Genomic DNA, 19500 nt, shown 5'->3' with positions numbered 1-19500 from the left:
AAACACCAGGCCCGGCAGCTACTCATGTGAGTAGCTGCCGGGCCTGTTCCGTCTGCGTGTCTATCTGCGTGACTACCGGTTCCCGCGTGTCTACGGCCGCTGCGGATCAGCGCCGAAGATCCCGTCCATGACCACGGCGCCGGTCTGGATCACGGGCCGGATCTGCTTCCGGTAGACCTCCTCGGTCACGGCCGTCCCGGAGTGCCCGACGAGCCGGGAGATCACTTCCAGCGGGACACCACGGTCGGACAGCAGGGACACGCAGCTGTGCCGGAGCTCTCGGGGCGCCCACTCGTCGGCGTTGCAGGAGGAGGGGGCGACGCAGTCGCCGCCGCCATGCTTCACGCCGCCCTCTACGGCGACGAGGACCAGGCGGTGATCCTCACGTACGCGTGGGACCGCCTCCTTATCGACCCTCTCCCGGGACCACGGGGAGCAGACAGCTTCACGGGACTCGAACCCGTCACTCAGTCCGTCTGGTCGGTGCCGGCCGAGGCCCAGCCGATCGCCCCGGCGGGCTCCACACTCCCCCGACTCGCGACAGAGCTCCCGCACACACTGGCTCTGCTCGACCCGCACCACGGCGCCGAGGGCATCACCCGCCAGCTCGAAGAGCTGGTGTCCCACCTGGCGCCGGCCTCGATCGATCTGCTCGACGTCGGCGGCGACATCCTCGCCCAGGGCGACGAACCCACCCTCAAGAGCCCCCTCGCCGAGGCCCTCACCCTCGCCGCCTGCTGCCAGGTCAACGCCCCGATCCGGCTCCTGGTCGCAGGCCCCGGTCTGGACGGCGAGATCTCCCCCGACGACCTGCGCCCTCTGTTCGGCACTCCCGTCCACACCTTCACGGCCGAGGACGTGGAGACGATCGGCAGCATCCTGGAATGGCACCCCTCGGAGGCCACCGCCATGCTCGCCGCAACAGCCCGAGGAGCCCGCGGCATCTGCGAGGTGCGCGACGCCGGCCTCCCCGTCCCCCTCACTGACGAAGGACCCACGGTCCACGAAGTCGACCTGGACGACGCGGTCAGCCGCAACAGCCTGGCCCGCGCCATCATGACGACCGCCACCCTGGACGAGGCCGAGGCACACAGCCGCGAGATCTGCGGCTTCTCGGAGATCGACGACGAACGCAACAAGGCAGCATGGCTCACTGAGCGGCCACCGACGAAGCTGGACCCCGACGACGTACTGTCTCGACTCGACCAGTTCCAGAGTGAGGCCCGAGCCCGCGGAGTCACCCACACGACGTTCCGCCACCTCACCGAGGCCCTGATTCTCAGTGGCTCTCACAGGGACGCTCTACGCCAACTGCTCATCAACAACCGTCCGGAGCAGTACGCAGCTCCCTTGTGGCGCATCCCCTCCGACGTGTCGGGTCCCAGGTGATGCCTGACGATCTGGTCCCAGGTGATGGTTGACGCTGGGCCTAGACAACATCGGAAACCTTGTGGGGCTTGTTGGCTTTCACGTTACGGACCGGGACGTCGGTCGTGCGGCGGATGACGCGGATCTGGCCGTCCAGGTCGACGGTGATCGTCGTGTCCGTGACGTGCACGGTCACGGTCTGGCCTGCGTAGGGGCGGCCGAGGGAGACGACCTGGCGGCAGACCATGACCGTGCCCACCGCGCTGACCCGCCGCTGCACCCGCACCGGCTCGACACGGGGCCGTGGTGGCGGTCCGGCCGGCCGCAGACCTCGCAGCCTGCGGACTTCCTCGCTGGTCAGCGGGTTGGTTCTCACTCGCAGCAGTTCCCGTGAGGACGGATCGAAGAACGACAGCGTCTCGTCGTCGATGCGGACACCCACCTGGCGGCCGCCGAGGATCTCCGCCGCCAGCACCTGGTGCCCGCCCAGACCCACCAGCCCGCTGTTGTTCACCACCCGGTCCACCTCGAACGCCACCCCGTCACCGGCCGGCAGTGGCGAGGGTCCGGCCGCACGACCGCCCCGGGCCGCCAGCCGCCCCAGATCCGCAACCGACAGATGCGACCGCACCGTCTTGATCCGCGTCCCGGCGATCAGCAGATGGATCACCGACGTGTCCGCCCAGAACGTCACCGTCAGCCCCGCCCGGGCCGGCCCCAGCCAGAACTGCTTGCCCGCGACCTGCAGATTCCCACTCGCCGGCACCACCCGCTCGAACTCCACCGGCCCACCCGCCTCCACCGGCACCGGGGCCAGCCCCGGAAGGCCGGGCGACACGGGCGCCTCAACGACCGGTTCCGGCTCCGCGGGAGGTGTCCGCTGCGGCGGCACCACCGCCAGCATCCCGGGCACCCTCAGGCCCAGCATGTCCCGCTCCTCGTCTGGAACGGGGGTGAACCGGTCGGCGGGAGACTGCATGTCCAGCGCCTGATGCGGACGCATCGAGTTGTATTCATCCACCCACACATCCAGCGCCGCCTGAGCATCCTCGATGCTCACGAAGGCGCCGCAGTCGTCGAGGAGTTCGCGCCGCAGCGTCTGGTGGAACCGCTCGACCTTGCCCGTCGTGGTCGGCGAGGCCGGCTGGGTGAGCCGGTGGGCGATCCCGTTCTCCCGGCAGATCCGGTCGAACAGCACCTCACCGCCATGCCCGAACCGGTCGGTGAACTGCTTGCCGTTGTCGGTCAGCACCTCTTCCGGCACTCCGAACCGCTGCAAGGCCCTCGCGAACGCCGAGCAGACCGCCCGACCGGTCGCCCGCTCCACCACCGACGCGATCACGCAGTACCGGGAATGGTCGTCCACCCCGGTCACGACCTTCGCCTCGGTCAACTCACCCGTCACTGGGTCGACGAGCATCACACCGCCGACGATGTCCATCTGCCACAACTGCATCGGACGGTCCCGCTGCCAGCGCTTGTAATCCGACCGCTTCCGGCGCCGCACCCCCGGCTCCACCAGCCCATGACGGACCAGGATCCGATACACGGTCATCCGCGACGGCACCGGCAGGACTGCCCCGGACTTCTCCAGCACGAACGCGATCCGCCGCGGCCCCCACTTCGAGTGCTTGCGCCGCAGCTCACACACCGCCGCCTCCACCTCGGCAGACGCCTGATGCGGACACGACGCCGGCCTACGCGACCGATCCGCCAACCCAGCCAGGCCCGAGGCCTCATACCGGGACTTCCACCCGCTCACCGTCTGCCGCGACACCCCCAGCGAGGCGGCGACCTCCGTCACCGTCGCACCCGCCAGCACCGCAAGCACAGCCCGGTATCTCTGCTCGACAACCGACAACTCCACCAGCGCCAATCCCGGCCTCCCCACACGCACCGCAACGACGCGCACAGAAAAGCCGAACACGGCCACTGTCAACCATCAGCTGGGACCGAACTGTCAAGCATCTACTGGGACCGGACAACATCCCCTCCGACGACTGAGTTACAACCTTCTTCACGGGTTCAAGGCGGCTCGCTCCGCTCACCGCGCGCGGCCCGGCCCCCGGCCGGGCCTGCGCTCCTGTCTCCGCCCCGCTCCAGCCCGGCCGGCGCCCGTGCCGCGCTCAAAGCATGCAGCCGCCTGATGTCAGAGAAGGGGTACGTCGTGGCTGGGGCGGTCGGCTCCACGGCTTTACGGAGCCACTTTGGCGCGAGCCTCGAAGATCACGGCCCCACCGTCGTGCTTTATCGGGCAGGTCCACTACCTGCCCGACGCGCCGCAAGCTTACGGGGCCATGATCACTCGCGCCAAAGCAGCGCCACCCCAAAGCCGCTCCACCGACCTCAGTTTTAACAGCCAGGCCTACTTTGCTCCGCCTCCACCATTCTCAAGTGCGGCCTTTTGTGCAACCAGATCAACGCCTTGCATTCTTTCGCCGGCCCCAAGAATTGTATACTGTCTAGAAAAGTCGCTTTTTAGCCTATCGACATATTTCGCAATTTCGGCGCTGCGCCGAGCTTCATCCAAGTCCACCGCTTCGGTTACGGAATCCATAATCTCGTTGAAGGTGTCAAGCTTCATCCGTCGAGCCAACTTGATACCCAGCAGACTGGGAAAAACGGATTTGAAGGTATTACGCGCCGTGGCAGCACTAGGCGCAAGCATAAGGAAGTTGAGAAGAAAATCAGGCCTCATAACGTAACGCGCACGATTTTCCTTTACCAAATCCTTGGTGTACTTCAAGATCGCCGTTTCAGACGTTAGCCACCAGGTCGCGTACCCAAACTCGGAGATGCTAGACGTTTCTTTCCTGCGCCTACGGTGCCCGTATACCGATAGAGCCAAAAGAGCATCATTTCGGGCCAGTCTCCGATCACGCTTCGAATCCTCAAGTTCATCTGCCAGGCTCTCGACATCCTCAATCTCTACGAGATCCTCCAAGTCGCTGACACTCTCGAACGTTAGCGAGAATTTTGCCTGTAGATAACGCCGAACATCTTCGAAGGCAGCGCCGCGATGCAGGTCTGCGTAGGTGCAGAAATGCTTGACAAACGCAGGCCAACTCTTGGGCCTTCTCCAGCCAAGATCCTGATTGATCCTCGCATACAAGTACGAACGGAGGACTATGTGCGGGGCGTTTCTTGCAATCTCATAGTTCATAAACTCATCAACGTGGGCAAGGTGATTGCGATACTCAAAGTCACACACACGAAGATGATTCACGACTTCATCCAGAACAGGCTCTACCAAGATGAGCTTTGCGCCGAGCTTGCTGGCCATCAAGAGGGTGTTTGTCGTTGCTCGATCTGGCTCTGCAAGGAAATGCTCACTCAAAGCAAGAACAAGCTGGTCTGCGCCCACGTATAGCCGAAATTCTCCCGTCATGTCTTGGAAGAATTCAACTAGCCTCGGCTCTGTATTCAGAGTGAAGAGCAGGGCGTAGGTGTGGGACAGTCGCTGCAGGTAACGCCTTTCCACTTCGGTAGAGTGATACAAGACCCCTCTGAGTATCGAAAAGGCACCGTCGCCAACAATCGTCGATTCTTTCCCTACGACACCATACTCCCGTAGGGCTACAGCAAGGCAATCCGTGATCGTTGTATAATCCGAACTATCTTTAGCGTGCAGGAACGCGGAAAATTCAAGCCCGTTGCGCTCAAAAGCCAGCTGTAATGCACGGAGTGAAACCTCCACCGCCTTCCTGCTACGGACCTTACCCATCCCATTGATCTTTTCAGCTCGCAGCCTGTCTTCCAGGCTTGCGATTACGTCCAGCCGCAGCTTCTCGTCGGCAGTATTCTCCTCCTCGATACGCTGCCGAGTCTCGAAGGGGAGACAAAAGGCATCTTGTTTACGGTGCCAATTTACTGCACGCCCACCTTTGCGCTGCTTGTCTGAGAGCGCCATCAGTCGTCTACGAAGACGGGGCTTAACGAAACCGGTAACCCCAGGAAGCGACTTATTTACGATGTCTTCTACCTGTTCGCTGTTATAAAGGATTCCGGCGTCAGGGTCAGTTCCCTCAAGGGCCCATAGGGCAAGGGAATCAACGACAGAGTCCACAAGTTTTTCATTTCCGGAGCGACGCTCAAGCTCTTGGGAAAGGAAGACGAAGGCGGCAGGATCCTTAACGTGTCGCGATGCCTCGATAAGCCGAGACGACCCAATTCGCTTGAGAAAGTCCGTATAACTCTTCAAGTGCTGGTCGAATGCGTCCCTGCCTGCCGCCTCGTCGTTGACATGCGCGATGACATAGTTGCCGTCTCGAATAACAATAGTTACATCAAGTTCCTTGGTTAGCTCTCGCTCCACTCTGTCTGAATACTTCACGAGCTGGGAAGTGAGATAGAACAAGACGCCCGGAGAACGACCAAATTCTCGCAAGCGCTCGATGGTTCGCCTGATTTTCCCTTCCGTATCTACCTCAACACTTGCCTGGTAAAAGACATCCGGGCGGCCCTTCTCTTCGTAAAGCGTTCCGTCGCGAGCATCGGCGCCGCCGTCTTTGATGCCACCCAGGGGCACAAATTCCGCACCCACTAGAGATGAATAGAATGAGATGGCGAATCGCTCAAAAGGAAACCCTTCAGCCTTATCGAGAGCAATGCGGACGACATCGTCAGGAATTCGTTCGATCATTGCCATCCCTCCGTTACCCATTCAAATCATCTACATGCTGTCATGTAGTGCGCTCGCCTCACGCCGGTGAGCGGCGACACCAACTTGCCCACAGCTACATCATGCCCGGGGACGCCTATCCGGTGGGGTAAAACCTCCGTCGACTTGCAAGCTCTTACGAGCTTCCACGGAGAAGAGATCGCGGGCAGTTCGACACCCCTCGACAGAGTCTGCGGCCACGTCGAATGGAGCGAAGCTCTCCAACCACCCCACCGTGTCAGCGAGGCGACCCATCAGATCAGATGCAGCGGCCGCCTCGCTCGGTGTCCCGATGAGCGTTATCTCGGCGACCAACTCTTCCAGCCCCTCTAGATCAGCGAAAGCCTCCTCGATGCCCTCGATCAAGATCTCACGGGTCAGAGCATCAAGGACTCCCGGTATCCCCTCTTCCGGCGTCAGAAGCACGGTCGTATGCCCCGGCAGCCTCTCAGGGCGATCTTCCCTGTCCAAGTGCGAACACAGCGACCATAGGTTCCGCTCCACTGCGAGTGCGCCCGCCAGAAACCTCGTGCCCACCCTCTGTCGCTCCACGAGCCATCGATGCCGATCTTCGCGGCTGTATCGATCACGATCTGCACGACGGTTTGCTGCCTGGGTCAACAGAGCCGCTGCCAGCGTCCCTCCCACTCCCAGACCGGCGGTGACAACCTGTACGACGTAGACGGCCTGCATGATCTACATCATGCAGAGAACGCAGACCGACTACCTGCAGAACAAGCGAATCGAGGCGGAGCCGTGCCAGACTCGTGCCAGATCACACGGGGAACCACGGGGAATCTCGGGGAGCTAGTCGGCGACCAACTGTGCGCCCACATCAGTCCACCGCAGGTCAGCCGAGCAAGCAGCGCTAGATCACCTCAGCTTCCCAAGCTGATGGCTCAGGCAGTGTGCTCACGGGCCGGGCGTCCTGGGTGCCTCCGGTCGACGACACCTCGACAGCGTGGCTGAGGGCAGTAGGGGTGCAGCGAGGCACACGCGCGCCTGATCGGTCGGCAAACCCGCCATCGTGGCTGACTGTCGTGGGTTGAGGTGCAGACGACTTGAGCCAACGGTGCACCGTGCGGTCCGGCTGAGGTGACGTCCCTGCTGGGCGTGATTCTGCGATGTGGAAGGGGAATGCAGCCCTGTGGCGGAGTAGGGCCAGGGGAGGGGCAACCAGGTGGCGCAACGGGGCAGCGGCCGAGGCAACGACTATCAGCGGCAGCAGCAAGCTTTACGACGTGCCCAGGAGCAACGGGCGCGACAAGCGGAGCGGGAACGTAAGGCCGCCGAGACAGCCAGCAAGCGGCAGGAACGCGAGCGGAAGGCCGCGTATCAGGACCAGCAGGCCGAGCAGGCACGGGTTCGCACGATCGGGGTCGAGCACGAGGTCGAGCAGCTTGGACAGTTGCTCCGTGACGCGCTGGTGGGGGATCCGCCGACGACCTTTGAGCGCCGGCGGAGGACTCACACGCCGAGGAAGTTGGACGAGCGTCCTTGGTCTCGTCCGGAGCCTGCCCCGCGATGGGAGGAGTTCGCACCACCGGAACCCGGTGGCCTGGCTGCTGTCCTTGGTCTTGGCAGGAAGCGCTATGAGGCTGAGGTTGCAGAGGCGCGTGTGCGGTTCGGCGAGGCACAGAATCGCCACCGGAGGGCCGAAGAGAAGCGGCTGGCAACGCTGGAGCGGAAGCGTGCCGAGCACCGCCAGGCCGAAGCGCAAGCCCTTGAGGAGGTGGCGACCTTCAACGCAAAGTTGGATGAGGAGCGCGAGGCGTACAAGGCCGGGGAGCCCGCGGCGGTCGAGGCTCATCTAGGGGCCGTTCTGGATGCGTCGGTGTACCCAGTGGGCTTCCCGCACGAGCATCGAATCGCCTTTCGACCTGCCACCGGTGACGTACTCGTTGAGATCCACTTGCCGCCTGAAGCGATCGTTCCAACCGCGCGGGGCTACCGGTACGTGAAGAACCGAGACGAGACGACCGTCCTGCCTCGTCCGGAGAAGGAACGCAAGGAGATCTACGCCTCCGTCCTGGCACAAGTCGCCCTGAGGACAGTCCACGAGGTCCTGACGAGCGATCCAGACCGGATCGTCAATGGCGTGATCCTGAACGGCCATGTGAAAACCATCGACCGGGCCACCGGTCAGGAGGTCTCACCCTGCCTAGTGACACTCAGCGCCAGCAGGGAGCAGTTCGGGAAGCTCCGGCTCAGCCAGGTTGATCCAGCGCAGTGCCTCAGGGGACTCAACGCCCTGGTATCGCCCAACCCCTACGATCTCGAACCGATCCGCCCCATCGTCGAGTTCGACCTATCGAAATACCGGCTCATGGACAGCATGGATGTAGTCGCTGGCCTAGACAGCAGGCCCGTGCTGGTGAAGCTGACGCCCACCGAGTTCGAGCACCTGATTCGCCAACTGTTCGAGGCGATCGGCATGGAGGCCTGGAACACCCAGGCCTCCAAAGACGAGGGCGTTGACGCGGTTGCCGTCAGCAAGGACCCCGTCTTCAACGGTGAGTGCATCATTCAGGCGAAGCGCTACAGCAAGCTCGTGGGTGTTGAGTCCGTCCAGGCGCTCGCCGGAGTGGTCGAGCACAAGCGTGCCGCCAAGGGGGTCCTGATCACCACATCCTGGTTCGGCAGGGCCAGCCACGACTTTGCCCGCCAACATGGACGGCTTCAGCTCATCGAAGGGCCAGAACTCAAGTACCTGATCAAGGAACACCTTGGCAAGGATGTGATCCCGGGCCCAGTCCCCCCGAAGAGGCGCCCCTCGCGCTGAGGTCGGCGGCCCACCACTCAGACTGAGGAGCCGGGCCGTCCCTGGGCCGTCCGAGGCCGCTCGACAGTGGCCAATGACGACCAACAACGACCACCAGGCGCACGTTCCCACCGCCCCGGACCAGCAGGAACCCAGCTCTCCAAGATCTCCGACAAGACCCAGGGCAAGAAGACGTCTCAGGTTGCGTCGTCTGGCGGATCCGGCAGGTTGTGCCAGGCGTGACCGCATCCGTCGGCACAGTGCAGTGTTCGCCTGCGGGTGTCGGCGATGCTGAAGAGGGCGACGAGCAGGCGGAAGGACTTGGTGAGTTCGTAGGCCGGAAGTGCTTCCATTCCGAAGCGCCACTTCGTGAGCATCACCGCCGGCGTGTGAGTGGGGCGGATGCCGGAACGCGTGATGCTCTCCGGTACGTCCTCCTCGCAGGCACGGGCCTGCCCGCAGAACAGCACCAGCGCGTGCAGGACCTTGCGTTGGTCGTCTTCTAAGAGGCCCTCGAACCACTCAACGCCGTCGGCCGTCGGTCTGAGCCCCTGTGCGAGTTCGTTCAGGATCACCTCCTGTGCGTACAGCACAGGCCTCCACCCCCATGGTTCAGACCGACGGTACGCGCACGACCGTCCGTGAGCAGCACAGTTTCTCGTGACCTGATGGCACAGCCATCTGGCGCAGACGGCAGGCTCCCCCGTCGAACCCGCGCAGCGTCTCCAGGCGGGTCGCGTCCCGAGTGAGTGTCTAACTGCGTGACACCACATGCGAACAGCGGCGGACAAGCGCGGATGTCTGCGGACCATCACCGCAGGTGAGAGGCACAGCAGCCCAAGGTCGAACGTCCAGCCGAGTTGCTTCGGGACGAGGAGGTCGTGGGTTCAAATCCCGCCACCCCGACAGCCATAACAGCAGGTGAGGCACCTACAAACGTTCCTAGGTGCCTCACCTGTTTTGCTTGCCTGTCTGCCTGCGTGATTAGCGCTTCCCGCGTGTCCGGGTTCGGCTCGCTCGCGGCTGTGTGGTCCATCCAATCGCCCCTTTCTCGAAGCCAAGAAGATCGGCAGGCCGACGATTGGGCGTGCACGCCGCGTGCCCGCTGCGGCAGCGTCTCCGGGTGGGGGGAGACACGGGAAGCCACGGGAGCTCAGCGAGGAACGGGCAGGTCAGCGACCACCCGCGCGCGCGATCTTCCAAACCGGGTCCGCGCCCCCCGTATCGTGGTCCCCGCCCGAGGCCCGGCCCGAGGAGGGTTACTGGTTACCGCGCGGATAAGAGTCCGACTCAGAGAGGGCGCCTCAGGTACCGGCGAAGCATAGTTGTGGCTGATCAGGCTGGGATCCAGTCAGGCCACTGCGGCGGGACGTTACTCACAGGGCAGAGGCCGGAGTCGCCGGGATAGCCGTCCAACGTCCCCCGGGTCGCGAAGAGCCACCATGCCAGCCACACCGTCGCGACAACCACGAGCAGCGTTGGCAGCGAAACGCGGACCGCCGTTGGCGCACCAAGCGCCAGCCGACAGCCGATGGCCCACGCCACAAGCCCAGCAAGTGCTTCGGCTCCCACGACCAGAGGGAGCAAGAAGTTGAGCTCGAAACGTCCGCCGGCGTCGTAACCCGCGTCGCAGTACGCGCGCGCCCAAACGGTCAGCGGCCAGGCGACGCAGCCCATGGCAGCCCCGAACAATGCGGAGCCCGCCCAAGGGAGACAGGAGCTGGATCTCGGCTTGGCTATGTCCACGACAGGACACGACAGCGAACACACCTCGTACAGTTCCGCGTTGGCCGGGCGAGTGTCCAACTGCGTGACAACGCCGACGCGCACCGGCGAACAAACACAGGCGAGGTGCGCACCGGCCGTCAGCCGCGGCTCTGTCCTCGCATGACGTCGACGAGGTCGGTACCGACCATCCGCCCTCCGTACAGGACGGTCCACGAGAGCAGTGAAACCACCCCGATCAGCGGGGTCGCTGCCGCGTCCGGCAACCCGATCGCCAGCGCGCCCGCCACTGTGCCGGTGACGATCAGGCCGAGGGCGACCAGGCGCACCCACTCCCGGTTGTGTGCGGGAGTCACGTCCGACAGGTCGCCGGGGTCGAGAAGCGCGAGCGTGCGCCCTTCGGCGTACCGCTGGGCGATCTTCAGCAGCATCACCGCCGTGTCCTCGAAGACCTTCGCCGTGTCGGCCCCGCTGTCCTGTCTCGCCTCCATGGCCCGCAGAGCTCCCACCACCTCTGCGGCATGCCGTTTCAGTTCGTTGCGACGAGCCCGCCGAACGCGACCGTGTCGAGTTCGCCAGGCGGACCAGACAGCCCGCTCGGCCGTCTTCAGGCTGACCCGTGGTGCGGACAGCGCGTCGCGGGATTCCAACTGCCTGTACGCCAGCCCCACACTCGTGCAGACAGCAAGGAGGACGACGACCGGCTGCCACTGTGCCGTCTCGCCGCGTGAGGAGGGCGCGCGGTGCAGCTCCCCAGCCGCCGTGCTCTGAAGACCGGCCCGACGGTACTCACGAGAGTCGCCGGCGCGGTAGAAGGGGGACACAGTCCCCCATACGGCCCGTATGGCCATCACCAGCAAGGTGAAGGCGATGATGACCTTCGTCGTGGCCACTGGGTCGCCCCACGGATCGGTCACCGCAGCCGCGAGCGCCGACCACACCCGGTCCGCCGCCTCACGGCCCGCGTTCTCCAATGGTGCGAGCGGGTCCGGGCCTGACCCCATGCACTCGTCGAAGAGGCCGCCACCAGCCGCATGCTCATGGTCGTCAGCAGGGCCAAGCCCTACGCAGTTCCGTTGGCGCGGACGCTCGCCACCCGGCGGGTGCTCCACCAGATCTCTGACGCCGGCGACGATCGTCCCCAGGTTGAACAGGGCCAGAGCCAGTAAAACGATCTTGAGCAGCTGTGCGACGAGCACGAAGGGCATGAAGGCGGTCCATGCCTTGGCCGCTTCGATGACGGCGAGCCACCCCCGCGTCGGGACCCCGGGCGCCGCGGGCGACAGGTGGACCAAGGCGTTGCTCACGCGCTGCATCGCGTGAGCGGTGATCCATGCGTCCCACCGGCCGACCATCGCCTCCACTCCGCGCTCGATCAGTCGCTCTGCCCGGGAACCCAGTGCGGACCGAACCGGTGCGGACCTGGCCCAGGCCACCGCTGCTGCGTAGCAGAACGCGAGTAACCCCAGGATCTTGGCCAGGAACACAAGCTTGTCCATCACCAGGGCAGTGTGATCCAAGGCGCTGGTGCCTCGCAGGTGGATCCGTCGACTTGTGTTGTGCGAATCGGCGTTTTATGGCCTCCCCAAGAGGCGGATACGGTCCGATTCATGGAGTGGAATTTTGCGTCGGCCGAAGAAATAGCGGTCGCCTTACGTGCCGGTGAAGTGACGTCAGTGGAGCTGACCGACGAGGCGATCTCCCGTATCGAACGGGACGACAAGGCGATCAACGCGATCTGCGTGCCCGACTTCGACCGCGCGCGGGCCGCCGCGCACCACGCCGACCAGGCGCGCGCCCGCGGGGAGGACCGGCCACTGCTCGGTGTCCCGGTGACGGTCAAGGAGTCCTACGACATCGCCGGGCTGCCCACGACCTGGGGCATCCCGACGCACCGGGACTTCGTGCCGACCGAGGACGCCGTACAGGTGTCGCGGCTGCGGGCCGCCGGCGCGGTGGTGCTCGGTAAGACCAACGTGCCCCTGGGGCTGCGGGATCTGCAGAGCTTCAATGACATTTACGGCACCACCAACAACCCGTGGGACCACGAGCGTACGCCGGGCGGTTCCTCCGGCGGATCGGCGGCGGCCCTGGCGGCTGGATTCGGCGCGTTGTCCATCGGTTCCGATATCGGCGGCTCGCTGCGCACCCCCGCGCATTTCTGCGGTGTCTACGCCCATAAGCCGACCCTCCGGCTGGTGGCTAACCGAGGTATGGTCCCGCCGGCCACGCCGGCACTGCCGGTCGACCTCGACCTCGCCGTCGTCGGCCCGATGGCGCGCACCGCCCGCGATCTCACGCTCTTGCTGGACGTCATGGCCGGGCCGGACCCGCTGACGCTGGGCGTGGCGCACGCCTTGACCCTGCCGCCCGCACGCCACCAGCGGCTGAGCGACTTCCGGGTCCTGGTCCTCGACGAGCATCCGTTCATTCCGACCGGGTCCGCTGTGCGGGCGGGCGTGGACCGGGTGGCCGGCGCCCTCGTCGACGGCGGCGCACGCGTCGAACGGCACAGTCCGCTGCTGCCCGACCTGGCCGAAGCCGCGACGCTCTACATGCAGTTGCTGTTCTCGGGCGCCGTCGCGGGTTTCCCCGCCGAGGCGTACGAGCAACTGCGGACCCGTGCCGCCGGACTGAGCGCGGACGACCGGAGTCTCGGCGCGGCGCGGCTGCGCGGGATGGTGCTCAGCCATCGCGACTGGATTCGGGCGAACGACCGTCGCGAGCTCCACCGTCACGGCTGGCGGGGGCTCTTCGCCGACTTCGACGCGGTGGTGTGCCCGATCACGCCGACACCCGCGTTCCCGCACGACCACACCCCAGATCTGCTGGACCGCCGGATCGCCATCGACGGCGTCGAGTACCCCTACCTCGACCAGCTCGTCTGGGCCGGTCTGGCCACCATGCCCGGCCTGCCCGCCACCGCCGTACCGGCGGGCCGGACCCCCGAAGGCCTGCCGGTGGGTGTGCAGCTCATCGGTCCGATGTTCGAGGACCGCACCCCACTGCGGCTGGCCGAACTGCTCGAGCAGAAGATCGGCGGCTTCGACGGTGCCCGGCACACCCGAGGGCATCAGTGACCAGTGGCGGACTCGTCAGTGGAGGGTGGGACGGTAGGTGAGTTCTTGGGTGCGGCCGTCGAGGGTGTGGTGTTCGAGCAGTTCCAGGTCGAAGTCGGCCGCGCCCTGGAAGATCCGGTCGAGGCCGGTCTCGCCGGTGATGACGGGGAAGATCGTCACCTGTACGCGGTCGACCAGGCCCGCCGCCATCAGGGCACGGTTCATCGACAGGCTGCCGTGCGAGCGCAGCGGCACGTCGGACTCCTCCTTGAGCCGGGCGACGACGTCGACGGCGTCGCCGCTGACGAGGGTCGCGTCAGGCCAGTCGAGGGGGTCCCTCAGGGTCGTCGACACCACCGTCGCCGGCGTGTTCCACAAGCGCAGGCCCCACGGGTCGCGCACGTCGGAGTCCTCGGTGCTCACGGCCAGCATCTGCGCGAACAGGCGATAGGTGTTGGCCCCGAAGACCATCCGCTGCTCGGTGTCGTACAGGGCGAGGCGGCGGTCGAGAAGTTCCGGGCCCTGCTTGCCCCAGTAGCCGGTCCAGTCGCCGCCGGCGGCGCCGTAACCGTCGAGGCTGGAGAAGACGTCGAAGGTGTAGGTGGCGGTCATGGCGTTCTCCTCCGGTGGGCTGCGGAGACGGTCACATTGTTGGACTCCGCCCGCTTCGGGAACTCATCGCCATGCCCCGCGTCGGGACCGGCCCACGGCCGGATACTCTCGCGGCCGGGATATGGGGAGAGTGCCTTGGTGTTGGGGGGAAGCGTGGGGGAAACGGTGCGTGGGGGCGGGATGGGCAGAGTGGTGGGGGTGGGGTTCGCCGTCGTGCTGATTGTCGGGGGTGCGGGGGCTTGCGGTGACGAGGGTGGGGGTGGGTCCGGGGGGAGTCCTGCGGCGGTTGTGGCGGAGGCGGCGGCGGAATCCGCGGGCGTCGAGTCGGCGCACTACCGGGTCACCGGGACCCTTCCGGAGCGGGGCCGGGTGGAGGCCGACGCGTTCATGAAGACGGACCCACCGGCCTTGAGCATGGAGATGGGGCGGTTGCCGGTCCGGTTCGTCGACGAGGTGATGTACGTCGGTAAGGCGGTGAAGGGAAAGGGGTGGTTCAGGGCTGAGCCGGCGGTGTGGGGAGGGCTCACCGTGGACAACGACTCCTACGGCGTCCTGCCCCGCACGCTGGAGAGCAGCCCCGTCGTGCAGTCCACCCTGCTGACCGGGTCCAAGGACGTGCGGCTGGTCGGGACCGAGACGGTCGACGGCGCCAGGACCACCCATTACAGGGGAACGGTCACACTGGACGGCCTGCGCGCCGCCCGTGACGACGCCCCCGACGCGGCGACCCGGGAGCGCCGGATCGAGGGCCTGGACCAGCTCATGGGGCTGGGCGTCTCCGACACGCTCACCATGGACCTGTGGGTCGACGGCGACGATCGCGCCAAGCAGTTCCGGTGGAAGGCCGGGACCGGCGGGGAGGCGCTGGACCTGACCGTCACTTTCCTTGACGTCGACGGGCCCGTCACGGTCGAGGCCCCGCCGGCCGAGGACACCGCCGACGTCATGGACGTCGGGCAGGAAGGGCTGCTGGGCTGAGGTTCCGGGTTCTCAGGGCAGGAGCACTTCCGCCCAGACCGTCTTGCCCACCGGCCGGCGAGGGGTCGAGCCCCAGCGGGCGGCGAGTACGTCCACCAGGAGGAGGCCCCTGCCCGACTCGCCCTCGGGGCAGGGCGGGAGTGGCGACGCGGGAGGGGTCTTCGTCCCGGCGGCGTCCGAGACCTCGACCCGGATCAGGTTCGCCTCCGGGTCGAGGGTGAGGCGGAGGGCGAAGTCGTGGCCGGGGACCCTGCCGTGCCGCACGGCGTTCGCGGTGAGTTCGCCGACGATCAGTGCCACCGTGCACGAGGTGTCCGAGGGCGGCGGGCAGCCCCATTCCTCCAGCCACCGCACGGCGTGACGCCGGGCGAGCCGGGCGCCTCGCGGTGAGGAGGCGAACTGTGCGCGCGCCTCCGTGACGGCGACGGGTCCGACGCCTCGTCGTGGTTCGTCTTCCTGGGTGGGCGTTCCTGTCAGCACGGCTGCGTCCTTGTCCGTCGAGCTCAGACGTCCCTCGTTGTGAGGGTGTTGTCACGTTCTGTGCATAAGGATCGGACGATCTCCCTACGCTCAACAGGCACTACGGCATTACCTTTCAGGCGATAAGGGAGGGAAGTGACGCTTTGGCCAAGGGAATTGACCCCAGTGCGTCCATGGCGGCCCTGTTCGGCGCGCGGGTGCGCAGGCTCCGTACGGCGGCCGGACTGACCCAGGCCGAGCTCGGCGCCAGGACGCATGTGGTGAGCACCCGGATCACGCAGATCGAACGGGCCTCGGGCGCCAAGCCGACGCTGGCACTGGCCCGTGCGCTGGACACGGCCCTGGGCGCGGACGATCTCCTCGTCGACCTCTGGCCGTACGTATACCGGGAAGCTTTCCCCGACTGGTTCAGGAAGTTCATCGCCCACGCTGAACAGGCGGTTTCCGTACGGGAGTACGCGGCGCACCTGGTGCCCGGGCTGTTGCAGACCGAGGCGTACGCGCGGGCCGTCCTGAGCGTGGGTGTGACGCTCAGCGGCGACGAACAACTGGAGGAACGGGTCAGCGCGCGTATGGCGCGGCAGCAGCGGCTCGGCTCACCCGACGCACCGGAGCTGTGGGTGGTGCTCGACGAGGCGGTGCTCAAGCGTCCGATCGGCGGTGATGACGTCATGCGGGCCCAGTTGGGGCGGCTGGTGGAGGCGGCGGCGGAGCGGCACATCAAGGTGCAGGTGCTGCCGTTCGCGCAGGGTGAGCACGACGCCATGGGCGGGTCACTGACCGTTCTGACACTGCCGGACGGGTCGGAGGTCGCCTACACGGAAGGCGCGCACAATGGCCGACTCATCGAGGATCCGACAGAGGTTGAGCGCTTCTCGTTGACCTACGATCGGCTTCGGGCGGACGCCCTGCCCACACTCATGTCGCTCGACATGATCCGATCCGCGATGGAGGGCTGTCACCGTGAAGCGAATGTTCCTTCCCGATCCGAACGGCGTCGCCTGGCGCAGGAGCAGCTACAGCAATCAGGAGGGCGGCAACTGCGTGGAGGTCGCCGACGGGTTCACGGAGGTCGTTCCCGTTCGTGACAGCAAGGTTCCGCACGGGCCGGCGGTGTGCTTCGGGGCCGGTTCCTGGGGGGTCTTCATAGGCGGGCTGAAGGCCGGGTCCCGCCGGTTCTGAGTCAGCGGGAGGGCCGGTCGCCGCGGTCTTCCGAGTGCATGCCGCGGTCCTCCAGGGCCGTGCGGAGGCTGCGCAGGGCGTAGTAGACGCGGGACTTCACCGTGCCCTGGGGGACGCCGAGGGTGGCGGCCGCCTGCTGGGTGGTGCGGTCGGCGAAGAAGGTGGCCTCCAGGACCTCGCGGTGGGCGGGGGTGAGGGCCCGCAGGGCGTCGTGCAGCACGATCGACGACAGCATGCGTTCTATGTCGTCGGCGTCGGCGCCCAGTTCGGTCAGCCAGGTCGCGCCGCCGATCTCCGGCGGGCGGGCCGCCTTCGTGCGGTGCGCGTCGATCACGATGTTGCGGGCGACGCGGAACATCCAGGGGCGTACGGCCATGCCCTCGCGGTCCGCCAGGTTCCGTTTGTTCCAGCAGCGCAGCAGCGTCTCCTGGATGACGTCCTCCGTGCGGTGGGTGTCCCCGCCCAGCATGCGCAGCACGTACGCGTACAGGGCCGGACCGTGTTCCAGGTAGAGGTCCCGCAGGGCCCGTTCCTCGGCGGACGCCGCGCTCGCCGACCCGATCACCGTCACATTCATCGTGTGCTCCCGCTCCTTGGGGTGGCCGGTCGCAGCTGTGGGGGCTGGAGCCGGGCCTCCGGGGGAACGGAGTGTGGTCAGGCGGGTTCCACGTTCGCTTGACGCCCGATCCACGACGCGTGGATCGGGTGTATGCGGGTCAGGGGGTCAGACGTGGGCGGGCAGGGCCTCCAGCCGGTCGCGGACCCGTTGGGCGAGTCGTTCGTCCGCGGGGCCGAGGCGGCCGTCGCCGTGCAGCCGGCCCCACATGTGGAGCAGTTCGTTGCCGTGGATCTCCACCGCCCGGTCTTCCTCCAGCCGCTGCCAGGCCGCCGCCGCCCGCATCACCGCCGCCGGCGCCTGCGGGTCGCCGGTCCCGCACAGGATGCGGGCCACCGACAGGGCCAGCACCGTGGCCTCCCGGTGGTCGCCGCGCAGGTGCGCCAGGTAGGCCTCCATGGCCCGTGCCTCCAGCGCGTCCGGGTGTTCCGTGCCCGCCGAGCGGGTCAGCCCCTCGCGCAGCGCGGTCGCCTCCGCCGACGCCTCCGCCAGCCGGCCCGCGGTCGCCAGCGCGTTGATGTGCGCGATGCGGCCCGCCAGTTGCGAGGGGAGGGGGCGGGGCGCCGGGGCGGGGGGCGCCGTCGCGGCGGCCCGGGCGCGGGCGATCGCCGTGGCCACCGCGGAAGCGGGGGCCGGGGGTGGGGCGGGAGCAGGCGCCGGGGTCGGGGTCGGGGTCGAGGGTCGGTCGAGGAGGCGGCTGGAGCCGTCGGGGGACACCTCCAGGACGAAGTGCGCCGCGCCGGGACCGTCGGTCACCGTCGCCTCGACGGCGACGGCACGCTGCTCCGCGTACTGCTGCAAGCGATCGAGCACGGCCTCGTGCACGGACTGGCCCGGGTCGGTGGCCAGGGGCTCTCCGTCGATCTCGGCGAGGCCCTCGTCCGAGATGCGCACCGCGAAGGGGGCCATGGCTGCTGTCCTCCTGTTGCTCATTGGCCGGAAGGGTCGGGTGTGGTGGAAGGGGTGGGTGAGCCGCCGGAAGGGGAGGCCGTGGGGTCCGGGCCCATGCCGGGAGTGACGCCCGGAGTGGCTCCGGGCGGCGGTGCGGCAACGCCCTCATACTTGGCGAACTGGGCGCGGATCGCGAGCACATAGCCCTGTGCCTCGTTCGTCTGCGGTACCCCCTCGGCCGCGCGTACGGCGTCCATGCCCACGTGGTAGCCCGCCAGGGCGAGGTCGAGGACGCTGCCGGTGGCCTCGTTGGCGTCGATCATCTGCTGGGCCTCTTCGGCCAGGTCGCACATGTAGCGGCCCTGCGCCATGATCGAGTCCTCCGCGTCCAGCGCCGAGGTCTTGTCGTTGTCGTCGTCGTCCTCGCCGTACTCGTCGAAGATCTCGGGCGGGAGCTGGGAGATGCCCTCCTCCCCGTTCTCGCCGACGAGCGTCTCGTTGAAGTTGGACTCCCGCTCGATCTGCGCGGCGATGACGATCGGGCCGACGGCGTCGCACAGTTCGCCGGCCTCCTCGATCGGCTCCGCCAGGTCCTCGGGCACCGTCGAGGTGTCCAGCTCGCCCCCGCCGTCGCCGTTGAAGATGGCGATCACCTCGTCCGCGTCCTCCGGGCCCGCGGAGTCGCCCCCGCCGCCCGAGAACAGCAGGATCAGGGCGATGAGCGGGGCCAGCAGCACGCCGAACCCGCCGATGATGATGATCACCACCAGGGCGCCGAGCAGGGCGAGCGGCGACAGCAGACAGCCACAGCCGGTGCCCGCGGCGATGGTGTTCCTGACGGCGGTGGAGTTCCCGCCCTCCCCGCTCTCTCCCGTGCCCGCACTCATGCGCGCCTGCCTTCTTCCGCTCCTCTTGAACCGCGACGGCCGGACGGCCCGTTGTGCTGTCCGTCGGGCTCGGGAGATCGAAACGGGGCTCGGCGCAAATAAGTTCAAACCCGTGGAAATCAGATGAGCCAGAGCAGCAGCCGAAGCACGAGCGGAGAAGGGGGCGGGCCGCACATGGGCACTCCTGAGCCGACGCCACCGGGTCAGCGGTCGTGGGTACGGGGGCCGAAGACCGCCGCACGGCCCGCGCCCCCCGGCGGCGACACCTCCGGAACGGGCAC

General features: G+C 66.8%; 16 protein-coding genes and 1 pseudogene. 6 read left to right on the top strand and 11 right to left on the bottom strand.

Features of this window, described 5'->3' with window-relative positions:
- Positions 1-90: 90 nt before the first annotated feature.
- Positions 91-303, bottom strand: a pseudogene (locus CNQ36_RS19115) (site-specific integrase); the annotation flags it as partial.
- A 33-nt stretch (positions 304-336) separates the two neighbouring features.
- Between CNQ36_RS19115 and CNQ36_RS19110 the strand changes: the two are divergent.
- A complete protein-coding gene (locus CNQ36_RS19110; RefSeq protein ID WP_240659439.1) occupies positions 337-1389 on the top strand; it encodes a DUF1152 domain-containing protein in 1053 nt (350 codons plus the stop codon).
- Positions 1390-1429: 40 nt separating this feature from the next.
- Here the strand turns inward: CNQ36_RS19110 and CNQ36_RS19105 are convergent, their stop codons facing one another.
- The 3 genes from CNQ36_RS19105 to CNQ36_RS19100 form a co-directional block, all read right to left on the bottom strand.
- On the bottom strand, positions 1430-3229 hold the full coding sequence (locus tag CNQ36_RS19105; protein ID WP_410177135.1) for an IS481 family transposase: 1800 nt from the start codon (positions 3227-3229) through the stop codon (positions 1430-1432).
- 504 nt (positions 3230-3733) lie between these two features.
- Positions 3734-6016 (bottom strand): hypothetical protein, encoded by a 2283-nt coding sequence (locus CNQ36_RS34760; RefSeq protein ID WP_163013300.1) that lies wholly within the window; start codon positions 6014-6016, stop codon positions 3734-3736.
- Between the two features lie 93 nt (positions 6017-6109).
- A complete protein-coding gene (locus CNQ36_RS19100; RefSeq protein ID WP_163013299.1) occupies positions 6110-6721 on the bottom strand; it encodes a hypothetical protein in 612 nt (203 codons plus the stop codon).
- A 487-nt stretch (positions 6722-7208) separates the two neighbouring features.
- Between CNQ36_RS19100 and CNQ36_RS19095 the strand changes: the two genes are divergently transcribed.
- Positions 7209-8810, top strand: a complete 1602-nt coding sequence (locus CNQ36_RS19095; RefSeq protein ID WP_121546889.1) for a restriction endonuclease — start codon at positions 7209-7211, stop codon at positions 8808-8810.
- Positions 8811-8986: 176 nt separating this feature from the next.
- Here CNQ36_RS19095 and CNQ36_RS19090 read toward each other — a convergent pair whose 3' ends face one another.
- Both CNQ36_RS19090 and CNQ36_RS19080 read right to left on the bottom strand, forming a co-directional pair.
- On the bottom strand, positions 8987-9364 hold the full coding sequence (locus CNQ36_RS19090; RefSeq protein WP_228313014.1) for a DUF5958 family protein: 378 nt from the start codon (positions 9362-9364) through the stop codon (positions 8987-8989).
- Between the two features lie 1290 nt (positions 9365-10654).
- On the bottom strand, positions 10655-12016 hold the full coding sequence (locus CNQ36_RS19080; protein ID WP_163013298.1) for a hypothetical protein: 1362 nt from the start codon (positions 12014-12016) through the stop codon (positions 10655-10657).
- Positions 12017-12124: 108 nt separating this feature from the next.
- Here CNQ36_RS19080 and CNQ36_RS19075 point away from each other — a divergent pair, with 108 nt between their 5' ends.
- Positions 12125-13594: an amidase gene (locus tag CNQ36_RS19075; RefSeq protein WP_121546886.1), complete on the top strand. Its 1470-nt coding sequence runs from the start codon at positions 12125-12127 to the stop codon at positions 13592-13594.
- A 15-nt stretch (positions 13595-13609) separates the two neighbouring features.
- Here CNQ36_RS19075 and CNQ36_RS19070 read toward each other — a convergent pair whose 3' ends face one another.
- Positions 13610-14185, bottom strand: a complete 576-nt coding sequence (locus tag CNQ36_RS19070) for a dihydrofolate reductase family protein (protein WP_121546885.1) — start codon at positions 14183-14185, stop codon at positions 13610-13612.
- A 180-nt stretch (positions 14186-14365) separates the two neighbouring features.
- Here CNQ36_RS19070 and CNQ36_RS19065 point away from each other — a divergent pair, with 180 nt between their 5' ends.
- Positions 14366-15163, top strand: a complete 798-nt coding sequence (locus CNQ36_RS19065; RefSeq protein WP_476756072.1) for an SCO4651 family lipoprotein — start codon at positions 14366-14368, stop codon at positions 15161-15163.
- 12 nt (positions 15164-15175) lie between these two features.
- Here the strand turns inward: CNQ36_RS19065 and CNQ36_RS19060 are convergent, their stop codons facing one another.
- The gene (locus CNQ36_RS19060; protein ID WP_121546884.1) at positions 15176-15643 is read right to left on the bottom strand and encodes an ATP-binding protein; all 468 of its coding nucleotides are present in this window, start codon (positions 15641-15643) and stop codon (positions 15176-15178) included.
- A 173-nt stretch (positions 15644-15816) separates the two neighbouring features.
- Between CNQ36_RS19060 and CNQ36_RS19055 the strand changes: the two genes are divergently transcribed.
- Both CNQ36_RS19055 and CNQ36_RS35310 read left to right on the top strand, forming a co-directional pair.
- Positions 15817-16731 (top strand): helix-turn-helix domain-containing protein, encoded by a 915-nt coding sequence (locus tag CNQ36_RS19055; RefSeq protein ID WP_121546883.1) that lies wholly within the window; start codon positions 15817-15819, stop codon positions 16729-16731.
- Positions 16688-16825 (top strand): DUF397 domain-containing protein, encoded by a 138-nt coding sequence (locus CNQ36_RS35310; protein ID WP_228313012.1) that lies wholly within the window; start codon positions 16688-16690, stop codon positions 16823-16825. Before CNQ36_RS19055 ends, CNQ36_RS35310 begins: the two co-directional genes overlap by 44 nt.
- A 1-nt stretch (position 16826) precedes the next feature.
- Here CNQ36_RS35310 and CNQ36_RS19045 read toward each other — a convergent pair whose 3' ends face one another.
- The 3 genes from CNQ36_RS19045 to CNQ36_RS19030 form a co-directional block, all read right to left on the bottom strand.
- Positions 16827-17402, bottom strand: coding sequence for a sigma-70 family RNA polymerase sigma factor (locus tag CNQ36_RS19045; protein ID WP_040908601.1), 576 nt, complete (start codon positions 17400-17402; stop codon positions 16827-16829).
- 147 nt (positions 17403-17549) lie between these two features.
- Complete coding sequence (locus tag CNQ36_RS34755) at positions 17550-18350, bottom strand: hypothetical protein (protein ID WP_163013297.1); 801 nt, start codon at positions 18348-18350, stop codon at positions 17550-17552.
- Between the two features lie 20 nt (positions 18351-18370).
- Positions 18371-19219 (bottom strand): transglycosylase SLT domain-containing protein, encoded by an 849-nt coding sequence (locus tag CNQ36_RS19030; protein WP_121546879.1) that lies wholly within the window; start codon positions 19217-19219, stop codon positions 18371-18373.
- Positions 19220-19500: the final 281 nt, after the last annotated feature.

This window comes from Streptomyces fungicidicus (assembly GCF_003665435.1).
In the GTDB taxonomy this organism is placed as follows: Bacteria; Actinomycetota; Actinomycetes; order Streptomycetales; family Streptomycetaceae; genus Streptomyces; species Streptomyces fungicidicus.
Note: the sequence above shows the minus strand (reverse complement) of the source record. Positions and strands in the feature narration are given on the sequence as shown.